Annotated in this window: 23 protein-coding genes; 3 read left to right on the forward strand and 20 right to left on the reverse strand. The window is 56.9% G+C overall.

Features of this window, described 5'->3' with window-relative positions; genetic code table 11:
- Positions 1–5: 5 nt before the first annotated feature.
- From ACFSKT_RS24150 to ACFSKT_RS24165, 4 genes are all read right to left on the reverse strand, one after another.
- Positions 6–977 (reverse strand): NAD-dependent epimerase/dehydratase family protein, encoded by a 972-nt coding sequence (locus ACFSKT_RS24150; protein ID WP_377721096.1) that lies wholly within the window; start codon positions 975–977, stop codon positions 6–8.
- Between the two features lie 350 nt (positions 978–1,327).
- Entirely contained in the window at positions 1,328–1,573 is a 246-nt protein-coding gene (locus ACFSKT_RS24155) for a YgaP family membrane protein (RefSeq protein ID WP_377776359.1), read from the reverse strand.
- 435 nt (positions 1,574–2,008) lie between these two features.
- Positions 2,009–2,536 carry a class I SAM-dependent methyltransferase gene (locus ACFSKT_RS24160; RefSeq protein WP_377721094.1) on the reverse strand — a complete coding sequence of 176 codons (528 nt, stop codon included), beginning with the start codon at positions 2,534–2,536 and terminating at the stop codon, positions 2,009–2,011.
- A gap of 421 nt (positions 2,537–2,957) precedes the next feature.
- Positions 2,958–3,599 carry a TetR/AcrR family transcriptional regulator gene (locus ACFSKT_RS24165; RefSeq protein ID WP_377721093.1) on the reverse strand — a complete coding sequence of 214 codons (642 nt, stop codon included), beginning with the start codon at positions 3,597–3,599 and terminating at the stop codon, positions 2,958–2,960.
- A gap of 229 nt (positions 3,600–3,828) precedes the next feature.
- On the opposite strand from ACFSKT_RS24165, the gene ACFSKT_RS24170 reads away from it, so the two are divergent.
- Positions 3,829–4,716 carry an NAD(P)H-binding protein gene (locus ACFSKT_RS24170; protein ID WP_377721092.1) on the forward strand — a complete coding sequence of 296 codons (888 nt, stop codon included), beginning with the start codon at positions 3,829–3,831 and terminating at the stop codon, positions 4,714–4,716.
- 270 nt (positions 4,717–4,986) lie between these two features.
- Here the strand turns inward: ACFSKT_RS24170 and ACFSKT_RS24175 are convergent, their stop codons facing one another.
- The 4 genes from ACFSKT_RS24175 to ACFSKT_RS24190 form a co-directional block, all read right to left on the reverse strand.
- Positions 4,987–5,532, reverse strand: a complete 546-nt coding sequence (locus ACFSKT_RS24175; RefSeq protein WP_377721091.1) for a hypothetical protein — start codon at positions 5,530–5,532, stop codon at positions 4,987–4,989.
- 453 nt (positions 5,533–5,985) lie between these two features.
- Positions 5,986–6,300, reverse strand: coding sequence for a DMT family transporter (locus ACFSKT_RS24180; RefSeq protein WP_377721090.1), 315 nt, complete (start codon positions 6,298–6,300; stop codon positions 5,986–5,988).
- A complete protein-coding gene (locus tag ACFSKT_RS24185; RefSeq protein ID WP_377721089.1) occupies positions 6,300–6,641 on the reverse strand; it encodes a DMT family transporter in 342 nt (113 codons plus the stop codon). The genes ACFSKT_RS24180 and ACFSKT_RS24185 overlap by 1 nt, the downstream gene beginning before the upstream one ends.
- 13 nt (positions 6,642–6,654) lie before the next feature.
- Positions 6,655–7,236, reverse strand: coding sequence for a TetR/AcrR family transcriptional regulator (locus ACFSKT_RS24190; protein ID WP_377721088.1), 582 nt, complete (start codon positions 7,234–7,236; stop codon positions 6,655–6,657).
- A gap of 222 nt (positions 7,237–7,458) precedes the next feature.
- Between ACFSKT_RS24190 and ACFSKT_RS24195 the strand changes: the two genes are divergently transcribed.
- The gene (locus ACFSKT_RS24195; RefSeq protein WP_377721087.1) at positions 7,459–7,950 is read left to right on the forward strand and encodes a hypothetical protein; all 492 of its coding nucleotides are present in this window, start codon (positions 7,459–7,461) and stop codon (positions 7,948–7,950) included.
- A 128-nt stretch (positions 7,951–8,078) separates the two neighbouring features.
- Here ACFSKT_RS24195 and ACFSKT_RS24200 read toward each other — a convergent pair whose 3' ends face one another.
- The 12 genes from ACFSKT_RS24200 to ACFSKT_RS24255 all read right to left on the reverse strand — a co-directional run bounded on the left by ACFSKT_RS24200 (position 8,079) and on the right by ACFSKT_RS24255 (position 19,556).
- Complete coding sequence (locus ACFSKT_RS24200; RefSeq protein ID WP_377721086.1) at positions 8,079–9,227, reverse strand: class-II aminoacyl-tRNA synthetase family protein; 1,149 nt, start codon at positions 9,225–9,227, stop codon at positions 8,079–8,081.
- Between the two features lie 61 nt (positions 9,228–9,288).
- Complete coding sequence (locus ACFSKT_RS24205; protein WP_377721085.1) at positions 9,289–10,152, reverse strand: sugar phosphate isomerase/epimerase family protein; 864 nt, start codon at positions 10,150–10,152, stop codon at positions 9,289–9,291.
- A 33-nt stretch (positions 10,153–10,185) separates the two neighbouring features.
- Positions 10,186–11,535 carry a class I adenylate-forming enzyme family protein gene (locus ACFSKT_RS24210; protein WP_377721084.1) on the reverse strand — a complete coding sequence of 450 codons (1,350 nt, stop codon included), beginning with the start codon at positions 11,533–11,535 and terminating at the stop codon, positions 10,186–10,188.
- A gap of 17 nt (positions 11,536–11,552) precedes the next feature.
- On the reverse strand, positions 11,553–11,834 hold the full coding sequence (locus tag ACFSKT_RS24215) for an acyl carrier protein (protein ID WP_377721083.1): 282 nt from the start codon (positions 11,832–11,834) through the stop codon (positions 11,553–11,555).
- Positions 11,815–12,891, reverse strand: a complete 1,077-nt coding sequence (locus ACFSKT_RS24220) for a hypothetical protein (RefSeq protein ID WP_377721082.1) — start codon at positions 12,889–12,891, stop codon at positions 11,815–11,817. Before ACFSKT_RS24220 ends, ACFSKT_RS24215 begins: the two co-directional genes overlap by 20 nt.
- Positions 12,892–14,676 (reverse strand): ABC transporter ATP-binding protein, encoded by a 1,785-nt coding sequence (locus ACFSKT_RS24225; protein ID WP_377721081.1) that lies wholly within the window; start codon positions 14,674–14,676, stop codon positions 12,892–12,894.
- Complete coding sequence (locus ACFSKT_RS24230) at positions 14,673–15,632, reverse strand: DUF6005 family protein (RefSeq protein WP_377721080.1); 960 nt, start codon at positions 15,630–15,632, stop codon at positions 14,673–14,675. The genes ACFSKT_RS24225 and ACFSKT_RS24230 overlap by 4 nt, the downstream gene beginning before the upstream one ends.
- Positions 15,629–15,898 carry an acyl carrier protein gene (locus tag ACFSKT_RS24235; RefSeq protein WP_377721079.1) on the reverse strand — a complete coding sequence of 90 codons (270 nt, stop codon included), beginning with the start codon at positions 15,896–15,898 and terminating at the stop codon, positions 15,629–15,631. Before ACFSKT_RS24235 ends, ACFSKT_RS24230 begins: the two co-directional genes overlap by 4 nt.
- A 1-nt stretch (position 15,899) precedes the next feature.
- Positions 15,900–17,036, reverse strand: a complete 1,137-nt coding sequence (locus tag ACFSKT_RS24240) for a DegT/DnrJ/EryC1/StrS family aminotransferase (protein ID WP_377721078.1) — start codon at positions 17,034–17,036, stop codon at positions 15,900–15,902.
- Positions 17,005–18,033: a Gfo/Idh/MocA family protein gene (locus ACFSKT_RS24245; protein ID WP_377721077.1), complete on the reverse strand. Its 1,029-nt coding sequence runs from the start codon at positions 18,031–18,033 to the stop codon at positions 17,005–17,007. Before ACFSKT_RS24245 ends, ACFSKT_RS24240 begins: the two co-directional genes overlap by 32 nt.
- Positions 18,030–18,299 carry a phosphopantetheine-binding protein gene (locus tag ACFSKT_RS24250; protein WP_377721076.1) on the reverse strand — a complete coding sequence of 90 codons (270 nt, stop codon included), beginning with the start codon at positions 18,297–18,299 and terminating at the stop codon, positions 18,030–18,032. Before ACFSKT_RS24250 ends, ACFSKT_RS24245 begins: the two co-directional genes overlap by 4 nt.
- Before the next feature lie 3 nt (positions 18,300–18,302).
- Entirely contained in the window at positions 18,303–19,556 is a 1,254-nt protein-coding gene (locus ACFSKT_RS24255; protein ID WP_377721075.1) for an AMP-binding protein, read from the reverse strand.
- A 92-nt stretch (positions 19,557–19,648) separates the two neighbouring features.
- Here ACFSKT_RS24255 and ACFSKT_RS24260 point away from each other — a divergent pair, with 92 nt between their 5' ends.
- Positions 19,649–20,842 (forward strand): macrolide family glycosyltransferase, encoded by a 1,194-nt coding sequence (locus ACFSKT_RS24260; RefSeq protein ID WP_377721074.1) that lies wholly within the window; start codon positions 19,649–19,651, stop codon positions 20,840–20,842.
- Positions 20,843–20,860 lie beyond the last annotated feature (18 nt).

The raw sequence follows: 20,860 nt of genomic DNA on the forward strand, positions 1-20,860 counted from the left end.
GCTAATCAATTACTTTTGGTCGCCGTTTTTCGCTGCAGCTCGCGAATCGTCGCCGCAATACCATCCGCCGGCTTCGTCGCCGGAATCGGTCCGATATGACGCTTGTATTTGGCCCCGCTTAAGCGCAGCGGCTCTTTCGTTAGATACAGCATTTCGACGACCTCTTTCATGACCGGAACGAACAGACCCAGCAGCGACAGTCCCCCTTTGCCGAGCGCAAGGACCGGCTTCTTCGTGCCGCTGGCCTGTTGAGCGATGCGCACGATCTCATGGCCTGAGATCATATCCGAGCCCGGTATATTCCAGTTCTGCCCGTATGTGGTATCGCGTCCCGCAAGCTCTGCCACCATGATCGCGGCATCCGGCAGATACACATATTCGCGGGGCGTGCTCATATTCCCGATGAAGAAGGCCATTTTCCCCGCGGCGATCGCCTCGAGCGTCCCGCCCAGATATGACGCTTGATTCGCGGTCGGTCCGTAATAATCCGGCAACCGCACGATCATCGCCCGCGTATTCGTCCATCGGCCGCTAAAGATCATCTGCTCGAAAGCCAGGCGCACCTTCCCTTTCTTCGTATGCGGCTGCTTCGGATGCTCTTCGGTCACCTGCTCCATCTGTCTTCTTCCGTACGGATAAATCCCGTCGATCGCAACAACCTTCAAACTTAGGCGATTCGCCGCCTCCATGATCGACTCGCCGAGCGGAATCAGCTTGCTCGCCATTTCGTGATACGGAACATTGGCGCAATGGAACAATACGTCCGCGTCCTTCGCCGCAGCCTCGATGTCATCCGGCCGGAAGGCGTCTCCGACGGCGAGCGCGAGATGCGCCGGATGGCCGAGCTCGCCCGCAAGCTCCGTAAGCTTTTGACGCGAGCGCCCGAACGCGATCGTCGGCACGCCCCGCTTCACCAATTCCGCCGTAATAACCGCTCCCGTACCGCCCGTTGCTCCCACTACAATCGCTTTTTTCATGTTTCTCGACTCTCCTTTAGTTTTGGTGATTGGTCAATCAATAACTTATGATCAAACTATACCAGCAGATTTGTGATTGGTCAATCACTAATTTCGCATTCAAAATTGAAATAGCGACAGCCAAGGACCAGAAAATAAAGTCCTAGACTGTCGCCGATATTATTTTCCCCTTTTAAATTTTGATTTTCCGAATAAACCTATTGCAATAGCCGTGCCGATCCCGACGGCAAACCAAGCAGCTAAACTCAATGTATTCACCTCACATAAACCAGTTCTCAATATTTACCATGATTTCGCTAATCTGCTGCCCAATCCTTTAGGGCCTACCTTTATCGAGGGACCCTAAATTCTTAGAGTTGGAGCTTACACGAATTACGACCCAACATTTTGTTCATGAAGCAGAACTGTGTAGCCCCCGTCCACAAAGGGAATATTCCGATAAGACCAATAAATCGAACGGGTCCTGATAAGAAAAGCAATAGCGAGAGTATTCCTAGCCCCAAAATGATCCGAAACCCACGCTCAAAACCGCCAACATTTTTCATATCATGGTTACTCCCTTTCCTATCAATGATCGGCCTGATCAAAATATACATGTTAATGGCGTCTCGGTCTGTGACTTAGTCACCAACATTTCTTCGAACCGCACCGTATAGCGCATATATACGAAAATATCCGATCGGCGGACTCTCCACCTAAATCATGTAGCAAAGCCATCACCCATTCTGTACCATTTCTACGTTAACCGCTTTTTCGGGATGGTTCAGGATGACCCGGTATTGGGGAATTGACCATTCTTTGATAAAGGCACCCAGGATGATAGTCCTTCGAATATCGAACGAAAGCGCTCTCTCTTTGCTTGATTCCGTAAACATAGCAAGTAACACTTCCTCTTTTCATTGTAATCTGCTGGAATATTGTTCGGTAAAAATAAAGTGTTAGACTGGCGTTGTTTAATTGCCGCGGTTTTTGAATGGAAGAATCGTCAGCTTTTAAAAATTAAGTTTAGACTAGTTGCGTAAGGAGGAGCATTAAGCATCGCCGCTATCTGCTACCACGCATACAACAGGAACCGGAACTATGTCCCCCATAACGATTGGTTGAACATTGAAGCCGGCACTTCGCAAATTATTGACAGTTCGTTCCGCTATGTCTCCAACTTTTTCTTTTGTGGGCGGTTGATTAAATAAATAAATCGCCCCTCCCGGCAAAAGCCGTTCCTTCAAGATGGTTAGCTCACGGGCTGCCTTCATCCAAAACAGATTTACATTTACAGCAAATATTTTGTCGAACTGCGCCTGGCATAAATCCGCTTCATGGAGCGGTGCCGTCAAAAAGGTCACTTTCCCTGCCTCAACATTTTCGGCGTTTACCCTTCTAGCCAATTCGATCCTTTTTTCCGACTGATCGATAGCCACAACTTTACCACTAATCAAATTTTTGCAAATCAGTGAGACAGCAGACCCATTTCCGCAGCCGATTTCAAGGATACGGTCGGATGGAGCAACTGCAAGTGTCTTTACCGCCCAAACGAGCCGATCAGCAATACGTTTTTGCATCCGTTTCCCTCACTTTGGTTCTGATTCGCAGATTGTTTCACAATGGATACTCCTTACAACGCATTATCTAAATTGTAACACTTTTCCACAACTATTCAGCTATCCTGCTCGTCCCTCCGTTGAGAAAAAGTAAGGGCTTTTCGCGGTCGGCTGCTTGATTCGGGTATGGCTATATGTTCTTGTCCATTACGGCTAAGCTTATCCTCCGGCACTTTTATATCATCGCAGCCAAGAAGTCTTTTTTCTTCCCCTCATGCAGCACAAGGAACAAGGAGCAAAATCCACAGTGATTTTGCTCCTTGTTCCTTGTGTTTTTGGTGTTTTGGAATATGACTCGCCGATTCGTGCCATTCAACTTCATCCTGGATTCACATGGCCGACGACAGCATCAATAAGAGCAAGTCGGGAAAAACGAACGCGTTCACGAAATGGTTTGTAAAATACGAATGATTTCTTTTTCGACAACGGAATCGTCAACCGTATCCAGATACTCAGGACGAATCACTTGATACTGTTTCATCTTATAAAATTCCATAACGGCTTGTTTCAAGGTGAGATCATACCATTGGATACTAAAGGTCGGTTCCATAATGCGCCGAAGCGTAGCATCGTCTTGAACTAAGGACAGCGCAACGTGCATGCTGTTAAAAATCTTCTTATCCATACCGGATTGAAAAAAAGACTGTAAATTTTTAATTCTATTTTGTTGAGCAACGAAAATATGTTCAAAAAGTCGTGGGTAAAACTCCTTGAGGTCTTGCAGGAACAAATCGGATAAATAAATTACACCTATTAACGATTCCAGAAACGTTTTTTGAAATCGATCAATATAGGAAACGGAATCATCATATACAACAGTGTCAGCCTGCTGCAAGTACTGAATTCCATACTCTACAACCTGTTCGATGATTTCATCTTTGGATGAAAAATGCTTGTAAAGCGTCACTTTACTAATATCCATATGTTTTGCGATATCGTCAATTTTCAGTTGGCTGAATCTGGTTCTTCTTATTACAGGTTTGATTTTATTAAGATATTGATCTGCGCTCATCGGTTTTCTCACGATTGAAGCCTCCTCTACCGCTCGTCAAATCATAGTATATCAAAATAGTGGTATCAATAAACCATGTTTAGAAACATTATTAAATTAACTAATTTCATTAAATCAGTTTACTTAGTTTATTTAACGATGTATAATCTCCCTTGTAAGGAATATCCAATCAAGGAAGGGATAACGGTCTCAATAAGCGATATCCATTTCTCGAAATCACATTAGAAAAGGAGATTACACAATGAAAATCACAGTGCTCGGCTCGCACGGCAATATTAACCGCAACTACCTCCCATCCCTAATCGCAGACGGCCACGATGTTACCGTCATCACAAGCTCCAAAGATCGTATCGCCGACATCAAAGCGCTCGGTGCCAAACCAGCGGTCGGCTCAAACCTCGACGTCGAATTCCTCGCGCAGGCTTTTGCAGGCAGCGACGTCGTCTACCTCATGATTTCGGGTATCGATTATACCTCTGGCACCGATATGTGGCAGACCGCCATTAAACTTTCTGAAAATTATAAGGCCGCTGTGCTAAAATCAGGCGTAAAAAACGTCGTCAACCTCAGCTCGGTCGGCGCCGACAACCCAAACGCCGGCATTCTCTACAGCTATCATTTTGCAGAAGAAGCGCTAAACTCGCTTGAAGACGTGAACGTTGTCCACATCCGCCCTGTCGGCTTTTACAGCAATCTTTTTGCCGACATGCACAGCCTAAAAACCCAGCAGACCATCTTCAGCCCAATTTCAGTTGACGTCCCGCAAGGCTGGGTCAGCCCCGTCGATATCGCGGACGTCGCTTACGCCCTGATTTCTCACACCCCATCGGGTAAAAGCGCGAAGTTCATCGTTAGTGACTGGGCCACAGGCAACGACTGGCTCAATGCCCTTGCTGAGCATGGTATCGAGGCCAAATACCAACAAATCCCCGTTGAAGCTCTTGCTGAGAATATGAAAAAAATCGGCTTCCACGAAAACACTGCCAATGGCTTTGCCCAAATGAACCGCGCCTGCGAGAACGCCGACGAGTTCTACGCCAGCCTCCGTGCCACCGACTACCACCTCGGTAAAGTCAAGCTCGGAGACTTTGCGAAAGTTTTTGCAGATGTGTATATTAAATCTGTTTAAACAGCGCTATTTCTTCCGATAACTTGACCCGGAGAATCTTGAGACAGCATCCCTGTTCATCCTGCTCTAATCTCAGACCTCGAATAGGCTTTAATATTGGGTTTTGTCATATAAAGAACAAAGCTCGCTGAAGTGACAGCGAGCTTTGTTCTTTATTGATGAATACGCACCAAAAAATAACCTTACCTATGATAAGATTCTTATCACATTATGTATTCGAACACGGAAGGCTCTTGGCCTCCCCTCTCTCGTCAATTGTGAGTTCATCACTTACCTGCCCGGGGTGTCATCCATGAAGTCAAAATACCCCGGCGCTCCAATCGAGACGGTCGTAAAATAGAAGTACCTCTTCTCGAGCTCCCGATTCTCCTCGCTCATCTCCAGGAAACCCGGATCCTTCATGATGTCATCATTCATAATACCTTCACGCCAGAAGCACAGCTCAAGTTCTTTAATGGCAAAGGTAAATCCCGTCTTAGGATCAATATCTCCGATCATTGAATGCTCTTTCCTAAGCGTGTGGATCAATTCCTCTGCCTTGGTCGCGAAGACATCCACGCCTTGAAACAGGCATGGAATGCGGAATTGGCTCAAGTAGTTCGGATTGTTCAGCTGAATGAATTTCACCCGGCCATTGGTGTCATATTCGAAATGCTCACGTATAAACAGCATCTCGATATAGCTGGGATCAGCCGTTGTGCCATCGTCGAATCTCCAATCGACAAGGTCTAGAAAAACCTGCTCGACCGCTTCCCTGCTCATACCCAGACGAAAGGGGCCGATGCCGACATGCGGCGTTATAATGATTGCGTCCATCTGCAGACTCCTTTCAAAGGCGATTTCTCTTGTCCAGTATACAGGATTCCTAATGTAATCTGCCCATTAGATTATGCCGCGGCGGAATTCTGGCAGACTAATTGCCGCAGCGCCGCACATGCATGAAACCCGGCTGCGATGCCACAATAGACAGAGTCTGCATCCAGACGCTATTGGAGCCCAAGCTCATAAGGAGAGCGGCTTGGAGACATACTTTCTTACGGATGGAATAATGGCGGGAGGTGAACGACAGATGAGCAACGATAACCAACCTAAGCATAAGCCTTCGCGATCGAACGATCCGAGCGATCAAGGCAAAAAGAACGTGCAAAAGACTTCTCAACAAAAAGGCTAATCCCCCGGCAAGCGGGATAAAAACAGCGAAACCCGGTCAACTCGACCGGGTTTCTTATAGACGCTGGCGGACGGCTTCCCCCGCGCCGCATCATGGGGTTAAGCGATGAGCTTAAGTCCGACCGCGGCGGCCAATACCATCGCGATGAACAGCATCCGGCGCCATTCCTTCGATTCGCCGAAGAACAGCATCCCGACCAACGCGCCGCCGACGGTGCCGATCCCCGTCCATATCGCGTACGCCGTCCCCATCGGAAGACTGCGCATGGCCAAGCTCAAGCAACCGAAGCTCATCACGATGCCCCCGATAAACAAGGCGTAAGCCTTGGCATCGTTGTCGCGTTTGATTCGGTTCATTCCGAGCACGCCCACCACTTCGAAGAGGCCGGCGATCAATAACGTTAACCAAGCCATTATTCCGATACCTCCTCGGATTTGGCTTCGCCGCCGACCAATTTCAAGCCCAATACGCCGGCTAGTAACATGGCGATCAGCAGCAGCTTGGCCACTTTGACGGGTTCGTCGAACAAGATCATCTCGGCCAGCACCGTGCCCGCGGTTCCAAGACCCGTGAATACGGCATAGACGGTGCCTACCGGCAATTTGGTCGATGCCACGATGATCAGATAGAACGAGATTGCGACGGCCGCGACCGTCCCGGTCCAAGTCAACGCATTGTCGGCGTGCTTGAAGCCGATGACCCACATAACTTCGAATAATGCGCCGATTATGATATACATCCAGCTGCGATTCATAGCTGCTCCTCCTCTAGTTGCTTCTTACGCCCCGCCAGAAAACATGCCATGCGGCATCCAGCCGTCTCTTATAATGATCGTGATCGCCATAGAGCATCTCGACGAATAAACTATCCAATACAGCCATGTACGCGCCCGTCGCTTGTTCGACGGTCACGTCGGCATCGATGGATCCGTCCTGCTTCGCGGATTGGAACAGCAGACTGGCCGCTTCCGCCATTCGGTCGATATAATGCAAGCTCAGCGCCATCGATTGCCGCCGCAAATGGACGGGAGGGAAGAAGGACATCCGCAAAAAAAACTTCGTGTTCTCCTCCTGCTCGTACCGCTCCTTATATCCGCTCAAAAATCCGAGTAACTGAAGCTCCAGCGACGATGAACGGTTCGGCTTCAGATCGGCTTCCACGAATTGCAGCTCCCGCGTCGCCGCCTCTTGATAGACCGCCATGAACAGCTCGTCTTTGCCTTTGAAGTGATTATAAATAGACGGTTTCTTGATTCCGACCTCGGCGGCGATGTCCGCGAGCGAAGCGCCCTCATACCCGTTGCGCGCAAAATGGCGAAGCGCAATATCCCTGATTTTTTGTGCAGTCATGGAGACCCTCCCACTACTAACTACCGGTCGTTAGTTAACTAACGGTTGTTAGTTTAGCACAGCGACTGCTGCATTTCAATGTATTATTTGCGCTTTCGATGCGAACACGCCCTGCCAATTTTAACCTGTTTCGCTACCTCCTTGCACACAGTGGAATAAATGCCACTTCTTCCCAACTCCCGCGTTTGATTATTCATGAACCGCGTGAAGGGAGGGGCTGAATTGACGGTACGCAGGAGAAGAAAACGCCTGCTTGTTTGTTCAGCCGTGATCGCGGCGCTGATCGCGGCTCTAGTCTACAGCAGGACCATGTATGTCAGCCGTTTTTATAACGAGCAGGAGATAACGAACATCACGATGACCCTCAGCGACGTGAAAGCCGGCTTGGAAAAGACGATGACCACCTCTGTTACCATCACAGGTGAGGAGCAGCTCCAAGCCGTCGCGGATGCGCTTCGTCATCGAACGCTGATCCGAACGATGCCTAGACCGAGCTGGATTCCGACAGCTTCAAACTCCAATGACTTTCTTGAGCTGACGATCGCGCTAACTTCGACGGAGGAGGGTATGCTGGAATATCGAATCCATTCGGAAGGCCGCGTTGAGGTACGTAGAGGAAACGATGCCTTTGCGAAGGCCGTTGTCTTAAAGGGAAGCGCCGAATCTTGGTTCGCGGAATTAAAGCGATTGTATGATGCGCACAAGCCGGAATGAGTAAACCAAAGAGAAACCCGAACGTCTGCGAATAGACGCGGGTTTCTCTTCAAGGTCTGGCCGAGGACGTGTCCTGCACGACCTGCCTGCGGTTCGGCAATCCGGCTCCCCTGACGCCTCCAGACTCGTTATTGCGGTACGGTTATTCTAGCGCCCTCCAGCGTCTCTCTAACTTTAGAAGGCCACTTGTCGTATTCGCCGCCGTAATAAGCGAGCAGCGCGTACACCCAGCGGTCGATGCCGAAGGCGATGCAGCCGGAATGCATCGGATTCGCTTCCGCGTCCAGCACCTCGAACGGCTTGCAGAGCGACGTGTCCATATTGTTGAACGAAGCGATGGAGAACGATTCTCCGTCCTCGCCCGCCCGCGCGATGAGCTCGTATTTCATGTTCCCCATCATTTGCTGCTGGCCCTTGCCGCTTTCCTCGGAGAAGTAGAAGGGGTCGCTCGCCGTCTCCATTTTGCCCGCGAGCCCCAATCGTTCGAACAGCGACCACGCCTCCTCCATGAACGCGCGCCGCTCCTCCTCGATGAAGGACGCATCGCCGAACAGGACGATCTCCCGCATGCTGAATTCGTTGAGCCGGTGCTTGCCGACGCGCCACGCCGCTTCGTGGCGGAAGCACGATCCGCGCGAGGTCAGCACGAGCGGCTCGGGCAACCGGCTGCCCGACAGCTCCGCGTAACAATGGAAGCAGACCGCGGGTGAGAGCGCGTACGGACTGAGACGCGCGAGTTCGTTCAAGTCGCCGGCTTCGCGAACCTTCTCCAGCTCCCCCAATCGATGGGGAAATTCGGACACGAAATGAATGTTTTGCGGGAAGGTCTGGATGTACCGGCATTTGTGCAGCGTGTCGACGGGAATCATGGAAGGGTAGCTGCGCAGCTGCGCATGATGGCGCTGCGACCACTCGACCAATAGTCGGTCGATCTGTTCGGACAGCGTCACGGCAAGCCCCCGCTTCCACGCGCCGTTGGCGGCGAACAGGTCGTGAATCCCGTCCGGCATACCCGCTTGCGCGGCAACGCGATCCTCCGTTTCCCGATATAGGCGCGCGCCGATGATGCGGTTGCTTCGTTCCTTGGCGATCAGTCGCTCGACCGTCTCGTCGATGGGACCTTCCGCGGTGCCGGGCAGCAGCTCCACCGCGATCGTTTGCGATTCCTCGTCCAGCCGGCAGCCGGAGATGCCTTCGATGCTGTATATCAGCTTCGCCAGCAGCGACTGCGCTTGCCGCGCATGCAGGATACCCGACGTAGAGTAGGTTTTGATCACGATTCGCTCTCCTTTGTCCGTGGCGTCATGACTTCCGTCCTTGCTTGCCGTCCCCCGATTATCAATTGGCATGGGCGGCCTGCCTCTCCGGCCGGCTCCAGAGCGCCAGCCATTGGCGCTCCTTCTCCAGCCTGGCGAATGGATGCTCGCCGAACCATTCGATCGCGATCGGGTGGGGCGTTAGATCCTGATTCAATTGGTCGAAGACGGCGGCGTAATCGATGGCCCCCTGCGCCAAAGCCGCCATGCCGTCGCGCTTGCCGGATGGCGAGAAGACGTTGCCGGGCTCGAACAATCCGGCCTGCTCGGGAGCGGCCACATTCTTCACGTGATAGTTCACGATCCATCTCCGCAATTCCCGGTAGGCTTCGAGCGGAGGGGTGCCTGACTCCCACAGGTGCAGGAAATCCAGATTGATTCCGATCTCGCTCCGGCCGGTATCCCGCAGCAAGCGGAGCGTCGCGTCCAGCGTATCGGCATAGGTGCGGGGATGCGTCTCGACGACGAGCTGCACGCCCGCCTCCGCAGCCTGGCCGGCCAGCTGGCCGAGCCTGTTCACGCACAACGCCCATTCCCGTTCCGCGGCCGTCGCGCTCGGGCGATCTCCGGCGAATATTCGGAGTTTGCGCGTACGGAACGCCTGCGCCAGATCGAGCAGATCCGCCCATCCGCACAGCAGCTGCGGCGTCCGATCCTCCGGCGCGAGCAGGTCGACATAATCGCTGATCATGGAGATGCCGAGCCCTCGCGCCTCCATGGCCTCCAGCATGCCGGGAAGCTCCCGCCGCCGATCGCGCAGCAGCGACTTGCCATGCACCCCCCAGAGCTCGATGCCTTGAAATCCGGTCCTTTCCGCGAAATCGACCAGCTCGCCGAACGAGACCAGCTCATGGCGGAACGAGATGGAACATAAACAAATATGCATGCAAACCCACCTTTCGTTGGTTTCTCGGCCGGCCTAGCCGCTCGGTAGCTGCTCCCTCCGAATTTTCTTATAGCGCTCCGTGTACAGCTCGCCCTGCCGGATCTCGATCTTGACGGGAATTTGATAGTCTTCCAGCTTCCCTCGGCAGAAGCTTCGGATGCGGGCTTTGAGCACGTCAGGGTCGAACGGTTCATGCAAATTGACCGAGGCGATGACGATGCTCCCCATCAGCGGGTTCGGCTCTCCTCTGACCGCCGCATCCGCCACCTCGGGCATCTGGAGCAGGACGTCCTCCACTTCGACGGGGTACACTTTGCGTCCGCCGACGTTGATTACTTCCGACCTCCGCCCCAGAATGCGAATATACTCGCCGTCCGCCAGCACTTCATCCTGCGTGTTGAACCAGCCTTCCTCGTCGAACGGATGCGGCGCGTTCAAATAGCCCCGCATCGCCGTGCCGGAGCGGATATGCAGCATCCCGTCCACGATTCGGGTCTCGACGCCCTCGCCGCCGATGCGCAGCCAGGGCGAACCGGACGCGCGCGACTTGGCGCGCAGAATGCCAAGCTCGGACAGGCCGTAGGTCTGCCGCAGCTGGATCTCGGGGAACGCCCGCTGCGCGGCTTGGAGCGTGGAATCCGGCATGACCTCGGTACCGTACGTGATGATGCGAAGCGAGGACAGATCGTAGTTGCGATAGACGCCGGACATCAACAGCAAGTTGAGAAAACTGGGCGACGCGGGAAGCAGCTCGATGCGATGCCGCTCGATCAAGGCGCAGATCGCGGGCGCGGTACGGCTGTCCGGCGCGATGATCGTCCCTCCGTTGGCGAGCGTATGGAACATCGTGTTGAGGCCTCCGATATGGTCGAACAGCAAGAAAGTCAGCGTCCGCAGCGTATCCCTCGGCGTCTTGTACCGTTCCAGGAAAGCGGCGACATCGTGCAGTATCGCTTTGGGCCGGCCCGTCGTGCCCGAGGTGAACAAGACGAGACCCGGCTTCTCCTCCGCGATGAAATGCTCCAGCAATCCGCTGTGTCCGCTTCTCGCGTGCGTTCGAATTACCGCATCCGGCCCGTCGAAGTCGAGCGAGCGGTCGACCTGCGCGATATCCGCCAGTTCGTCGCGCCGATGCCGCACGCCGGCCGACATGGGGACGATGATATTGCGATTCGACAGCAAGGCCAAGATCGCGCCGCATACCGAAGGCGAATAATCCCCCTCCAGCGACACGACTTCGCCGGGCCGAATGCCGTGCTCCCGAATTGCGCCGGACCATGCTTGATAACGCTCCAACAGATCCGCGTACGTAAAGGCGCGCTCGCCGTGAACCATCGCCTGCCGATTCGCATAACCCGACATGGCGCGCAACAGCCATTCCATCGTCGTATCCCCTCCCATCAGCCGCGCCCGGCAGGCTCGCCAAGGCTCGCGGCAGCCTTACTTCTTACGAATTTCTCCAAGAGCCGGAGCTCCCTCAAGAGCGACAGGCCGATCTCCTCCACTTCGATCGTAATCCCGAATTCTTCCTCCAGATCCGCCAGCAGATGGACGATCGCCATCGAATCCAGCGCCAAGTCGTGAATCAGATCGGTGTCGGGGCCGATCTCATCCCGCCCCAGTCGAACCTTCTCGTTGCGAAGGATCAAGTCTCGTATACGGTCAAGCCATGGGTTGCGCATACTTTCCTCCTCTTGCGACAGCGGCGTTCAGCCACTCTAAAAATCGGATCTCGGCCTCCTTCGCGGCTTCCGCGCGGTCCGCGAGCGTCTGGATCAGCGATGCTCCCCGCTCCCCGGCGTGCTCGTACTTCAGCATCGCGAGATTGCAGGCCGTCCAGGCGGCCGCGACCCGATTGATCAGCAGCCGCCCCTCCTCGATATGCCGCTCGTCCATGGCCAGGAACTCCTGATAGACCTTCCACGTCTCCGCGCGCAGCTGTTTAATCGATAGCATCGTCAGCGAATTTTGCTTCACCCATCGCGCGCGATGGGCGGGCGTCCAATTCAAGGAATCGCGCGCATCCGAGGCGAACATGTCCCAAGCTCGCACGCCGATGCTCCGCTGCCGCAGCCATCGGCGAATCTTGTCCCACTTGCCCGTCTCCCCGTCCTGCCTCTCCTGCTCCGAGAAGAGATCGTCGGGCGTATGATACGCGAACAAGTTGCGCTCCGCGCTAGTTCGCAGACAGGCCATCGTATCCGGCTCCGGGTACGGGGACTGCGGCTCCGTCAGCACGAAGAATTGGAGCTCTTCGCGATCCGTGCGAACGACGCTCGCCTTCCGCAATTGGTCGGGATCGAGCTCGACGACCGCGCCGACGACGGGATCCGCGACGAGCAGCATCTCCTTCTCCGCATCCCATCCTTGCACGAGGATCGCATGCCGGAACCCGCTCGACTCCATGCTCAGAAATTTGTGCGGGAAATAAGCCAGCAGCGACGCCTTGCTCAGACAAATGACGGATTGACCCGCCATCACGGCCGACTGCAGCTTCTCCAGCGTGTCTTCCCTGAACGTCAAGTCGATGCCGTACAAATACCGCAGCGGAATATGCGCCGCGTTCTTGCTCGACAGCAGCGTACGCTGCTCATAGCTCAAGTTCCAGTAATTCAACAGCACCTTCCGATAATCGCGGCCCGTGCTCTTCAGGTACGTCAGGATGCAGGAGGTTAAGCACTCCATATAGGCCAGCTGAATATTGTCCTCCGGCCTCAGCTCCGCAAGCTTGCCGACCATTCACATCGCCTCCAATCGCTCGTCGCCGGTTCGTTCGACCCGTTCTTGCAGCTCTTCGCGCTTCACCAGGTCGATATAGAGACCGCAACGGCTCATTAGCTCGTCATGGGTGCCGCTGTCGACGATGCCGCCATGCTCCATGACATAGATCACGTCCGCCGCGCGGATGGTCTCCATCCGGTGGGTGGAGATCAGCGTTGTCTTGCCGCGCATGACGCGATGAATCGTGTCGAGCACCTGCTGCTCCGTATGCCGGTCCAACGAAGAAGTCGGCTCGTCCAGAATCAAGAGATCGGGCTGCTTCATGATCGCCCTGGCTATCGCCATCCGCTGCCGCTGCCCGCCGGACAGCCGGAAGCCTTGGTTGTCCAGCTGGGTATGTATGCCTGCCGGAAGCGCATCGACGAAGGATTGCAGACCGACTTCGCGCAGCGCCCGATACACCTCCTCCTCCGATGCGTCCAGTTTCCCCAAGGCCACGTTCTCGTACAGCGTGCCCCGGAACAGGAACGTCTCCTGCGAGACGAAGCTGATCGATCGGGAGAGGGCGCTGCGCGGCCATTCGCGAATCGGCAGCCCTCCGATGCGGAGCATGCCGGATTGAACCGGCATGAACCCTTGCACGGCCTTGAAGAACGTCGATTTGCCCGATCCGCTTCGCCCGACGAAGGCCGCCATCTGACCTTCCCGAATATCCGCGTCGACGTTTCGCAGAATCGTCGTCCCTTCGTAGGCCACGACCAAATCCCTGCACGTCAAATTAGAGGCCCGCTCGGATGCAGGAGGCGCGGATCCATTCGCGCTGCCGCCTGCATCCGATTGTTCGGCGGGCGTGGAGAGGAAGGATTCGATCCGTCCCATCGCGACTTCGCTGCCGATCAGATCGCTGATCAGATAGTTCATGCCCTGAATCGGGTTCAGCACGGACTGGATGTACTGAACGGAGGCGACCAGCAAGCCGACGGAGAACGAACCGGACATTACTTGACCGCTGCCGAAGCCGTAGATGAGGACGGTCGCGAGCGCGACGGCCAGAGACCCCGTCTGGCCCGATAGCTGCCGGAACATGCCTTCCCGGATGCTAACCTTGACGAGATCCTTGTACATGGCGTCATTCCGCTCCTCCTCCCAACCCTCCAAGCCGTACGCGCGAATTTCTCTCGAGCCCTGAATGCTCTCGTACAAGTAGGAACCGATGTGCTCATTATGCGAGCGGAGTCCGCCGACGGCCGCGCGGATCGGCTTCCGGTAGAGCCGGGGGATGCTCATCACGATCGGAATACCGGCGACGGCCATAAGGCCAAGACGCCAGTCGATCGTGAAAATGAAGGCGAGCGCGACCAGCATCTGGAGCCAAAGCGAGATTAGTTCGACCGCGATGACGTTGATGAACCGGGCGGTCGTCGTCGTGTCCATCCCCATGAGCGCCATATACTTGCCCGGGCCGTGCTTCTCGATCTCCGGCAGCGGGATGCGCCGGATATGGCGAAGGATCGTCGTTCGCATATCCAGCGTATGACGGGCTTCGAGAAATCTGAATATCGTAAACCCGATGACCGTGCAGACGGCGGCTACGGCCGCGAAGCCGATCGAGGCGCCCAGAATCGGGACGACGAGTTCGGTATTCCGGCCGATTAACACCCGATCGATAAATTGCGAAATCAAGTAAGGCTGGCACAGATTCAGCACCAGGCAAATCAAGGTCAACAGAAAGCCGAGGCCGGTCATCCGCCATCGCGGGCGGATGTACCGGATCAAGCGAACGTACATGCGAATGCTTTTCATTCGTTTATCCCCTCGCATTCATCTCGGTACCCGGCGAGGGACCGCCACGAAGCGAACGAGCGCAGCAGCTTCTCCCTTATGCCCGCTTCCCGTTCGTGCAGACTTGCGAGCTTGCCCGATAGGGCCGGCCAATCAACGGCTCGCTTCAGCAGGCCGAGGCGCGCGATGGTCAGCATGAAGTTCTCCCAGCCTTGGATCAGCGTCCTCACGTCGGCGGCCAGCGCTTCGCACGCCTCCTCGTCGCGGCCGGCTAGATAGCGGAACACGCGAAGGTAGCCGCCGAAACGCTTGGCGATGACGCCCGTCTGCTGAATGGCGTCGAACAAGGTTGACGGCGCATAGCCGTCATTGCGCCGAATCGCTTCGCGCACGAACCGTTCCACGTCCCCGATGAGCGGATTGACCCCGAGATGGATGTCCTGCCGGAACAGCTCCGCCGCCGCTTCCGGAGCGGCATCGCGCATGCCGGCCGTATCGAGCCGCACGCCGGAGAGGAAGCCCGCCCGGAGCGCATCGCGCGAGATGCCGCCCGACCAGGAGAAATACGGATCGACGATCCGCCACTCTCCATCGGCCCGGACTTCGAAAACGACGATATGCGGCAGATGCCGCGAGCCGAATTGCGGCGCGTGAGGGAAATGGTACAGGTCGACGGTCAGCACGAATGCGCCATCGGGGCCGCGGGCATCCAGGGTGTCGAGCAGTTTGGCGAAATTCACGCTCTTATCGGCCTCATAGTCGCACCAATACACGACCGCGGCGTTATAAAGACGGCGTACCCGTTCATGCCAGCGCTTGGGATCGATCTCCTCTCCGAAATAGGCGATGCCGCGCTCGTTGACGTCGTAACTGGCCTCCCACACTCCGCTGTACAGCGGGCGGCTGTCGAATCCGGCCCGCTCGATGATCCAGGCATAACAGTCCAGCATGCAGTGAATCTGATCCCGCTTCTTCACCGCGCGCCCCCGAGCTTCACGACGATGCTGTCGGCTATGATCGCGATCGTCTTGAAATTCTCGAGCAGCATCTCATCGTCCTCGAATACGAGGTCGTAATGCAGTTCGAGCTGCACGACCAGGTTGATCAGCTGCATAGAGTCGATGCCCGCGCTCTGAATCGGCGCGTCTTCGTCCAGCTCGCCGGCCGCCGGCGGGTTCTTCGACAGGCTGGCCACGCTGTTCCTTACGAACCGCTTGATTTCTTCCAACGCGTTACCGCTCATGCTAAGACCTCCCCGTAACCGGCGGCGCGGCGAAGAACGATTGGATTTCGGCTCCGATCGCGGCGGCCTCCCTCTCCTGCAGGGCGGCGTGCATCGGCAGCGACAAGATCTCTTGGGCATAACGCTCCGCTTGCGGAAAGGAGCCCGGACCATAACCCAAATGCGCGTAGGCCGGCAGGAGGTGAACCGGAACCGGATATTGCACGGCGGTCAGAATGCCCTTCTTCTGCAAATGCTTCTTCAGTTCTTCCCGGCGCCCGCCGCCGACGCGGATCACGTAGAGATGGAAGACGTGGCTGCCGTCATCGGGTTCGACATGGCCGGGCAGCGCAAGTTCGGCGACATCGGCCAGATGGTTCCGGTACCAGCCGGCGGCCTTGCGCCGATGGGCATTCCACTCGTCCAGATAGGCCAGCTTGCAATGCAGGGCGCTTGCCTGTATCGGATCCAGGCGGCTGTTGAATCCCGGCAGCTCGTGCTGGTAGCGGACCTCGCCGCCATGGTTACGCAGCTTCCTCAGCCGGCCCGCCGTCTCCGGCGAGGAGGAAACGATGGCCCCGCCGTCGCCGAGGGCGCCCAGGTTCTTGTCCGGGTAGAAGCTGTAGCAGCCCATGACGCCCCAGCTTCCGGCGGCTTGTCCCCGGCGGGAGGCGCCCGCCGCCTGCGCGCAGTCCTCGACGAGCGCGATCCCCGTCTCTTCGGACCATGCTTTCCATTCGTCCAGGTCGATTAATTGCCCGTATAAGTGAACGGGAATGACCGCCCTCGTGTTAGTCGTGACGGCGGCGCGCACGTCGTCCAGATCCATCAAGTACCCGTCGTTGCAATCGACGAGTACGGGCGCAGCCCCGGTATGATGAATGGCGCTTACCGTCGCCACGAACGTGTTCGCCGCCGTAATGACTTCGTCTCCGGGACCTATGCCAAGCGCCTTCAAGGCCAGAAACAGCGCGTCCGTTCCATTGCCGACGCCGACCGCCGCGTCCACGCCGAGATAGGCTGCAAAGGCGGCTTCGAATTTCGAGACCCAAGCGCCGCCGACGAAGACGCCTTGCCGGCCGATCTGCGCCACGGACGCCAGCCACTCCTCCCGGATGAGGTCGTACTCAACCTGCGGTGCCGCAAATAAGATTCCCATCTGCCCGCTCCTTCGTTTGCCGCGCGGAAGCGCGGATTTCATCCAACATCGTCATCGTCTCGATCGCCTCGTCGAGCGTAATCGCAAGAGGGCCGCCATGCCATATGGCGTCGGCGAACGAAGCGTAAATTCGCTCCGGCCCCTGTCGTTCATCCTTGCCCATCTCTAGCGCTCTAGGGGACTTGCCGGGCTCGCATAGATAAGCCTCGCCGGGCGAGACCACTTGGAGCGTGGCCTTGTCGCCGCCCGCGACCCACATCGGAGAAGGGAGCGCCGAGCCAAAATTAATGTTCATCGACAAGATCACGTTCCGGTCCGTGACCATGTTGGCCTGGACGTAATCGTCCACCTCGTCTTCGCGCGGCCATATGCCGCCCATCGTCGCGCGGACGGCGCCATACGTCCCCAGTTGAAGCCGCAGCAGCTGATCGGCCAGATGGACGCCCCAGTCCAGCAAGGCGCCGCCGCCGTAGCGCCGCTCGTCGCGCCACTTCGGATAGAACGATTTCACGCCGAACGAAGCGCCGGTCCCGAACATATGGTGCCGCCTCTCGACGAAGAGCGGCGAACCGAGAACGCCTTCGTCCAGCAGCCGCTTCACGAGGAGGTAATCGGCGTCGAACCGGCGGTTATGGAAGACGGTGACGACCCGCTTCTCCTGTCTGGCGATATCCCGGACGCGCATCGCCTCCTCGGCGTTCAGCGCGACCGGCTTCTCGATGAGCACGTGCTTGCCGCCGCGAAGCGCGAGTTCCGCAAGCTCCGCATGGCTGTTCGGAGGCGTTGCGATAAGCAACGCATCGATCGGGGCGGCGAGCAGCGCCTCCGGATCGTCGTAGACCTCGAACCCCCGCTTCGCGGCCAGCGCCCGCCGCTGCGGCGTCACGTCGCAGATGCCGGCGACTTCAATCTCCGGCAGCCGCTTCAAGAGCGGCAGATGCACCAGCTCGACGATCCGGCCGAATCCCGCGATGCCCAGTCTGAGCGTGTCGTTCATGGCTGCACCGCGGCTTGCCGGAACGATTCGATCAGCTCCGCCAGCGAACCGATCATAAGGAAGTGCTCCGGATCGACGCCTTCGTCCGGAATGCTCACCTGGAACACCTCCTCGATATACACCATCAGCTGCAGCACCATAATCGAATCGATATGGAGATCGTCGTACAGGCGCATCGATTCGGTCAGCGTCTCGGGCGCCTCAAGCTCCAGGTTCTCCGTAATTAACGCGCGAAGCTCGGTTAAGATCCATTGGCGATTGTCCATCTCTCATCTCTCCATTTCTGCAATATAGGCTCGGCTAATCTTGCCGGCCGGCGTACGGGGAATCTCGTCCGCCATGTCGATGACGCTCGGCACCTTGTAAGCCGGGAGGTGCCGGATGCACCACTCCCGCACGTCCCGCGCCTCGATCGGAGTCGCCGCGACGATCATCGCCCGGACGGCTTCGCCCCATACTCGGTGAGCGGTCCGCAGGACCAGGCATTCCATGATGCCCGGCATGCGCATGATGACCGACTCCACTTCGGAGGGGATGACCTTGAGCCCGGATACGTTGAGCAAGTCGTCCAGCCGGCCCAGCACATGGAGGCGGCCATCCGCCGGATTCACGGCGCCGAGATCCCGCGTGCGGACCAAGCAGCCGCCGATCGCGGCCACGATCTCCCCTTGACCGGGCGAAGCGCCGTCCGCCTCTCCCCAGGCGATCGAGATCTCGACGTGGCCCAGCGGATGACCGACGTCCGAGGCGCATTCGGGATTGCGGGCCACGGAGATGCAGCCGGCCTCCGTGCAGCCGTACTGCTGCCACGCTTCGCCCGCGCGGGACTTCATTCGATCCAGCAGCGGATCGGATGGCGGCGACCCCGATACGATCATCCGATGGAACCGGTCCTCCTCCTTCGCCATCGCATCCAGAACGCTGAATAGAAAAGGCACCGTATAGACCATCGCGCGCGGCCGGCTCCGAATCTCCTGCAAGACGGCCTTCGGATTGCGGTGCTGGATGACCGCTGGCTCCTCTCCGCGTGCGATGGAAGAAAGCGTGCCGGCGATCAAACCGTACGAATGGGATACCGGCACGAGAATGACCGGCTCGACGCGCCCCTCCTCGCGGAACAACCGATTGTAATGCATAATTTCCGTCTCCACCTGCCGCCAGCTCCGCTCGACCAGCGCCGGTTCACGCGAGGTGCCGGAACTGTACTGCAGTATCGACGGCCGATGGTCCGCCGCGCCCGCGAGCTCCAACGCATCCTCCCATCTGCCGTGGATCAAGCAGGCGCAGTCCGCCTTGCGGGCCGTATCGACAGCCAATTGGAATGGCGTCGCCTCATGCATCAGCAGCACCGATCCTCCGCGCTCGCGCATATACAGCACGATCGCGATCAGATCGAACGCATGGCCGACGCATACCGCATAGCGCTTTCCCTCCGGATGGCGATACGCGCCGGTTCGTTCCATCTCGGCATGTCTGCTTCTGAACGCATGCTCGTCGAATCGATCCTGATTGACGGTAAGCATGAACCACCTCTTAACAACCAATTAAAATATGGTATAGTTGAATAAATATAGTATTACTTCTATTTATTGCATATCGTGAAAGGAGATCGCGCTTGTCCAAGGTTCTGTTCATCAACGGCCCCGCCAGCGGCCACGTCAATCCAACGCTCGGACTCGTAGAGGAGCTCGTCGCCGAGGGAGAAGAGATCGTCTATCTATGCGGCGAACAATTCCGCGGCCTCGTAGAACGGCCCGGCGTAACCTTCATCGCGTACGACAACTTTCTTGAACGGGAAGATCCCTTCGATACCAAACATTTCCTCTCGCTCGTCATCAAGATACTAAGCGCGTACGACATCATACTCCCCTGCGTCCGGCAAGCGGCGTCCATCCATTCGTTCGACTATCTCATTCACGATTCCATGTACGGCTGCGGCCAGGTCGTCGCGGACATGCTGGGCATCCCGCATATCGCGACGTGCACATCGCTCATCCGGGCCGAGCGGTTAAGCGAGAACGCCGGGAGCGCCACCCATATGAAGGACAACCTGCAGCTCATCCGGCACTTCGCCGCCTTGGCCGCCCGCATCCGAGCCGAATACGGAATCCGGCGCAAGCTGGAGATCGATCGCGTGTTCTTCAACGAGGGACTGCTGAACCTGGTATTCACTTCCGACCGCTTCCAGCCGGATCGCGAGCGGCTTGGCAGCCATTACAAATTCGTCGGTCCGAGCCTGACCGACCGGCGCGGGCAAGCGGAGATGCCGCCGATTGTCGGCCAATCCGGCCGCAAGCTGATCTATATCTCCATGGGCACGATGTTCAACGACGTCGCCGAGCTGTACCGGCTTATGTTCGAGGCGCTGGCTTCGTTCGACGGGGACGTCTTCATGGCTGTCGGTACCCGAATCGACCTCTCCGAACTGCGCGATGTCCCCGGCAACTTCACCGTGGCCGCCCGCATGCCGCAACTGGAGATTCTGCGGCATGCCGATCTGTTCATCACCCACGGCGGCATGAACAGCGTGAACGAGGCGCTGTACCATGGCGTGCCGCTAATCGTCATCCCGATGGCGGCCGATCAGCCGATTAACGGCGACCGGGTTCAAGCGCTGAGCGCTGGTCTCCGGCTGAACCGGGATACGCTGACGGGCCCGGAGCTGCGCGAGGCAGTCGACCGGGTGCTTGCATCCGGCGACTACAAGATGAACAGCGTCGCGATCGGAGAGACCCTTCGCGCCGCCGGCGGCCACCGGAGGGCGATGGCCCACATCAGGGCTTTCAAAGAACAACATCGTCTGCGATAAGGATGCAAGAAGAGGCGC

Origin of the sequence: Paenibacillus xanthanilyticus, from assembly GCF_042682185.1 — a bacterium.
GTDB classification, from domain to species: domain Bacteria; phylum Bacillota; class Bacilli; order Paenibacillales; family Paenibacillaceae; genus Paenibacillus_Z; species Paenibacillus_Z xanthanilyticus.

Coding starts and splice junctions, on each gene's coding strand:
- ACFSKT_RS24210 (WP_377721084.1), bottom strand. CDS start 11,535: ATGGAATGGCTGTTGCGCGCCATGTCGGGTTATGCGAATCGGCAGGCG.
- ACFSKT_RS24175 (WP_377721091.1), bottom strand. CDS start 5,532: ATGGACGCAATCATTATAACGCCGCATGTCGGCATCGGCCCCTTTCGT.
- ACFSKT_RS24225 (WP_377721081.1), bottom strand. CDS start 14,676: ATGAAAAGCATTCGCATGTACGTTCGCTTGATCCGGTACATCCGCCCG.
- ACFSKT_RS24255 (WP_377721075.1), bottom strand. CDS start 19,556: ATGCTTACCGTCAATCAGGATCGATTCGACGAGCATGCGTTCAGAAGC.
- ACFSKT_RS24240 (WP_377721078.1), bottom strand. CDS start 17,036: ATGGGAATCTTATTTGCGGCACCGCAGGTTGAGTACGACCTCATCCGG.
- ACFSKT_RS24160 (WP_377721094.1), bottom strand. CDS start 2,536: ATGCAAAAACGTATTGCTGATCGGCTCGTTTGGGCGGTAAAGACACTT.
- ACFSKT_RS24180 (WP_377721090.1), bottom strand. CDS start 6,300: ATGGCTTGGTTAACGTTATTGATCGCCGGCCTCTTCGAAGTGGTGGGC.
- ACFSKT_RS24155 (WP_377776359.1), bottom strand. CDS start 1,573: ATGTATATTTTGATCAGGCCGATCATTGATAGGAAAGGGAGTAACCAT.
- ACFSKT_RS24170 (WP_377721092.1), top strand. CDS start 3,829: ATGAAAATCACAGTGCTCGGCTCGCACGGCAATATTAACCGCAACTAC.
- ACFSKT_RS24150 (WP_377721096.1), bottom strand. CDS start 977: ATGAAAAAAGCGATTGTAGTGGGAGCAACGGGCGGTACGGGAGCGGTT.
- ACFSKT_RS24245 (WP_377721077.1), bottom strand. CDS start 18,033: ATGAACGACACGCTCAGACTGGGCATCGCGGGATTCGGCCGGATCGTC.
- ACFSKT_RS24250 (WP_377721076.1), bottom strand. CDS start 18,299: ATGGACAATCGCCAATGGATCTTAACCGAGCTTCGCGCGTTAATTACG.
- ACFSKT_RS24205 (WP_377721085.1), bottom strand. CDS start 10,152: ATGCATATTTGTTTATGTTCCATCTCGTTCCGCCATGAGCTGGTCTCG.
- ACFSKT_RS24220 (WP_377721082.1), bottom strand. CDS start 12,891: ATGGTCGGCAAGCTTGCGGAGCTGAGGCCGGAGGACAATATTCAGCTG.
- ACFSKT_RS24235 (WP_377721079.1), bottom strand. CDS start 15,898: ATGAGCGGTAACGCGTTGGAAGAAATCAAGCGGTTCGTAAGGAACAGC.
- ACFSKT_RS24190 (WP_377721088.1), bottom strand. CDS start 7,236: ATGACTGCACAAAAAATCAGGGATATTGCGCTTCGCCATTTTGCGCGC.
- ACFSKT_RS24215 (WP_377721083.1), bottom strand. CDS start 11,834: ATGCGCAACCCATGGCTTGACCGTATACGAGACTTGATCCTTCGCAAC.
- ACFSKT_RS24185 (WP_377721089.1), bottom strand. CDS start 6,641: ATGAATCGCAGCTGGATGTATATCATAATCGGCGCATTATTCGAAGTT.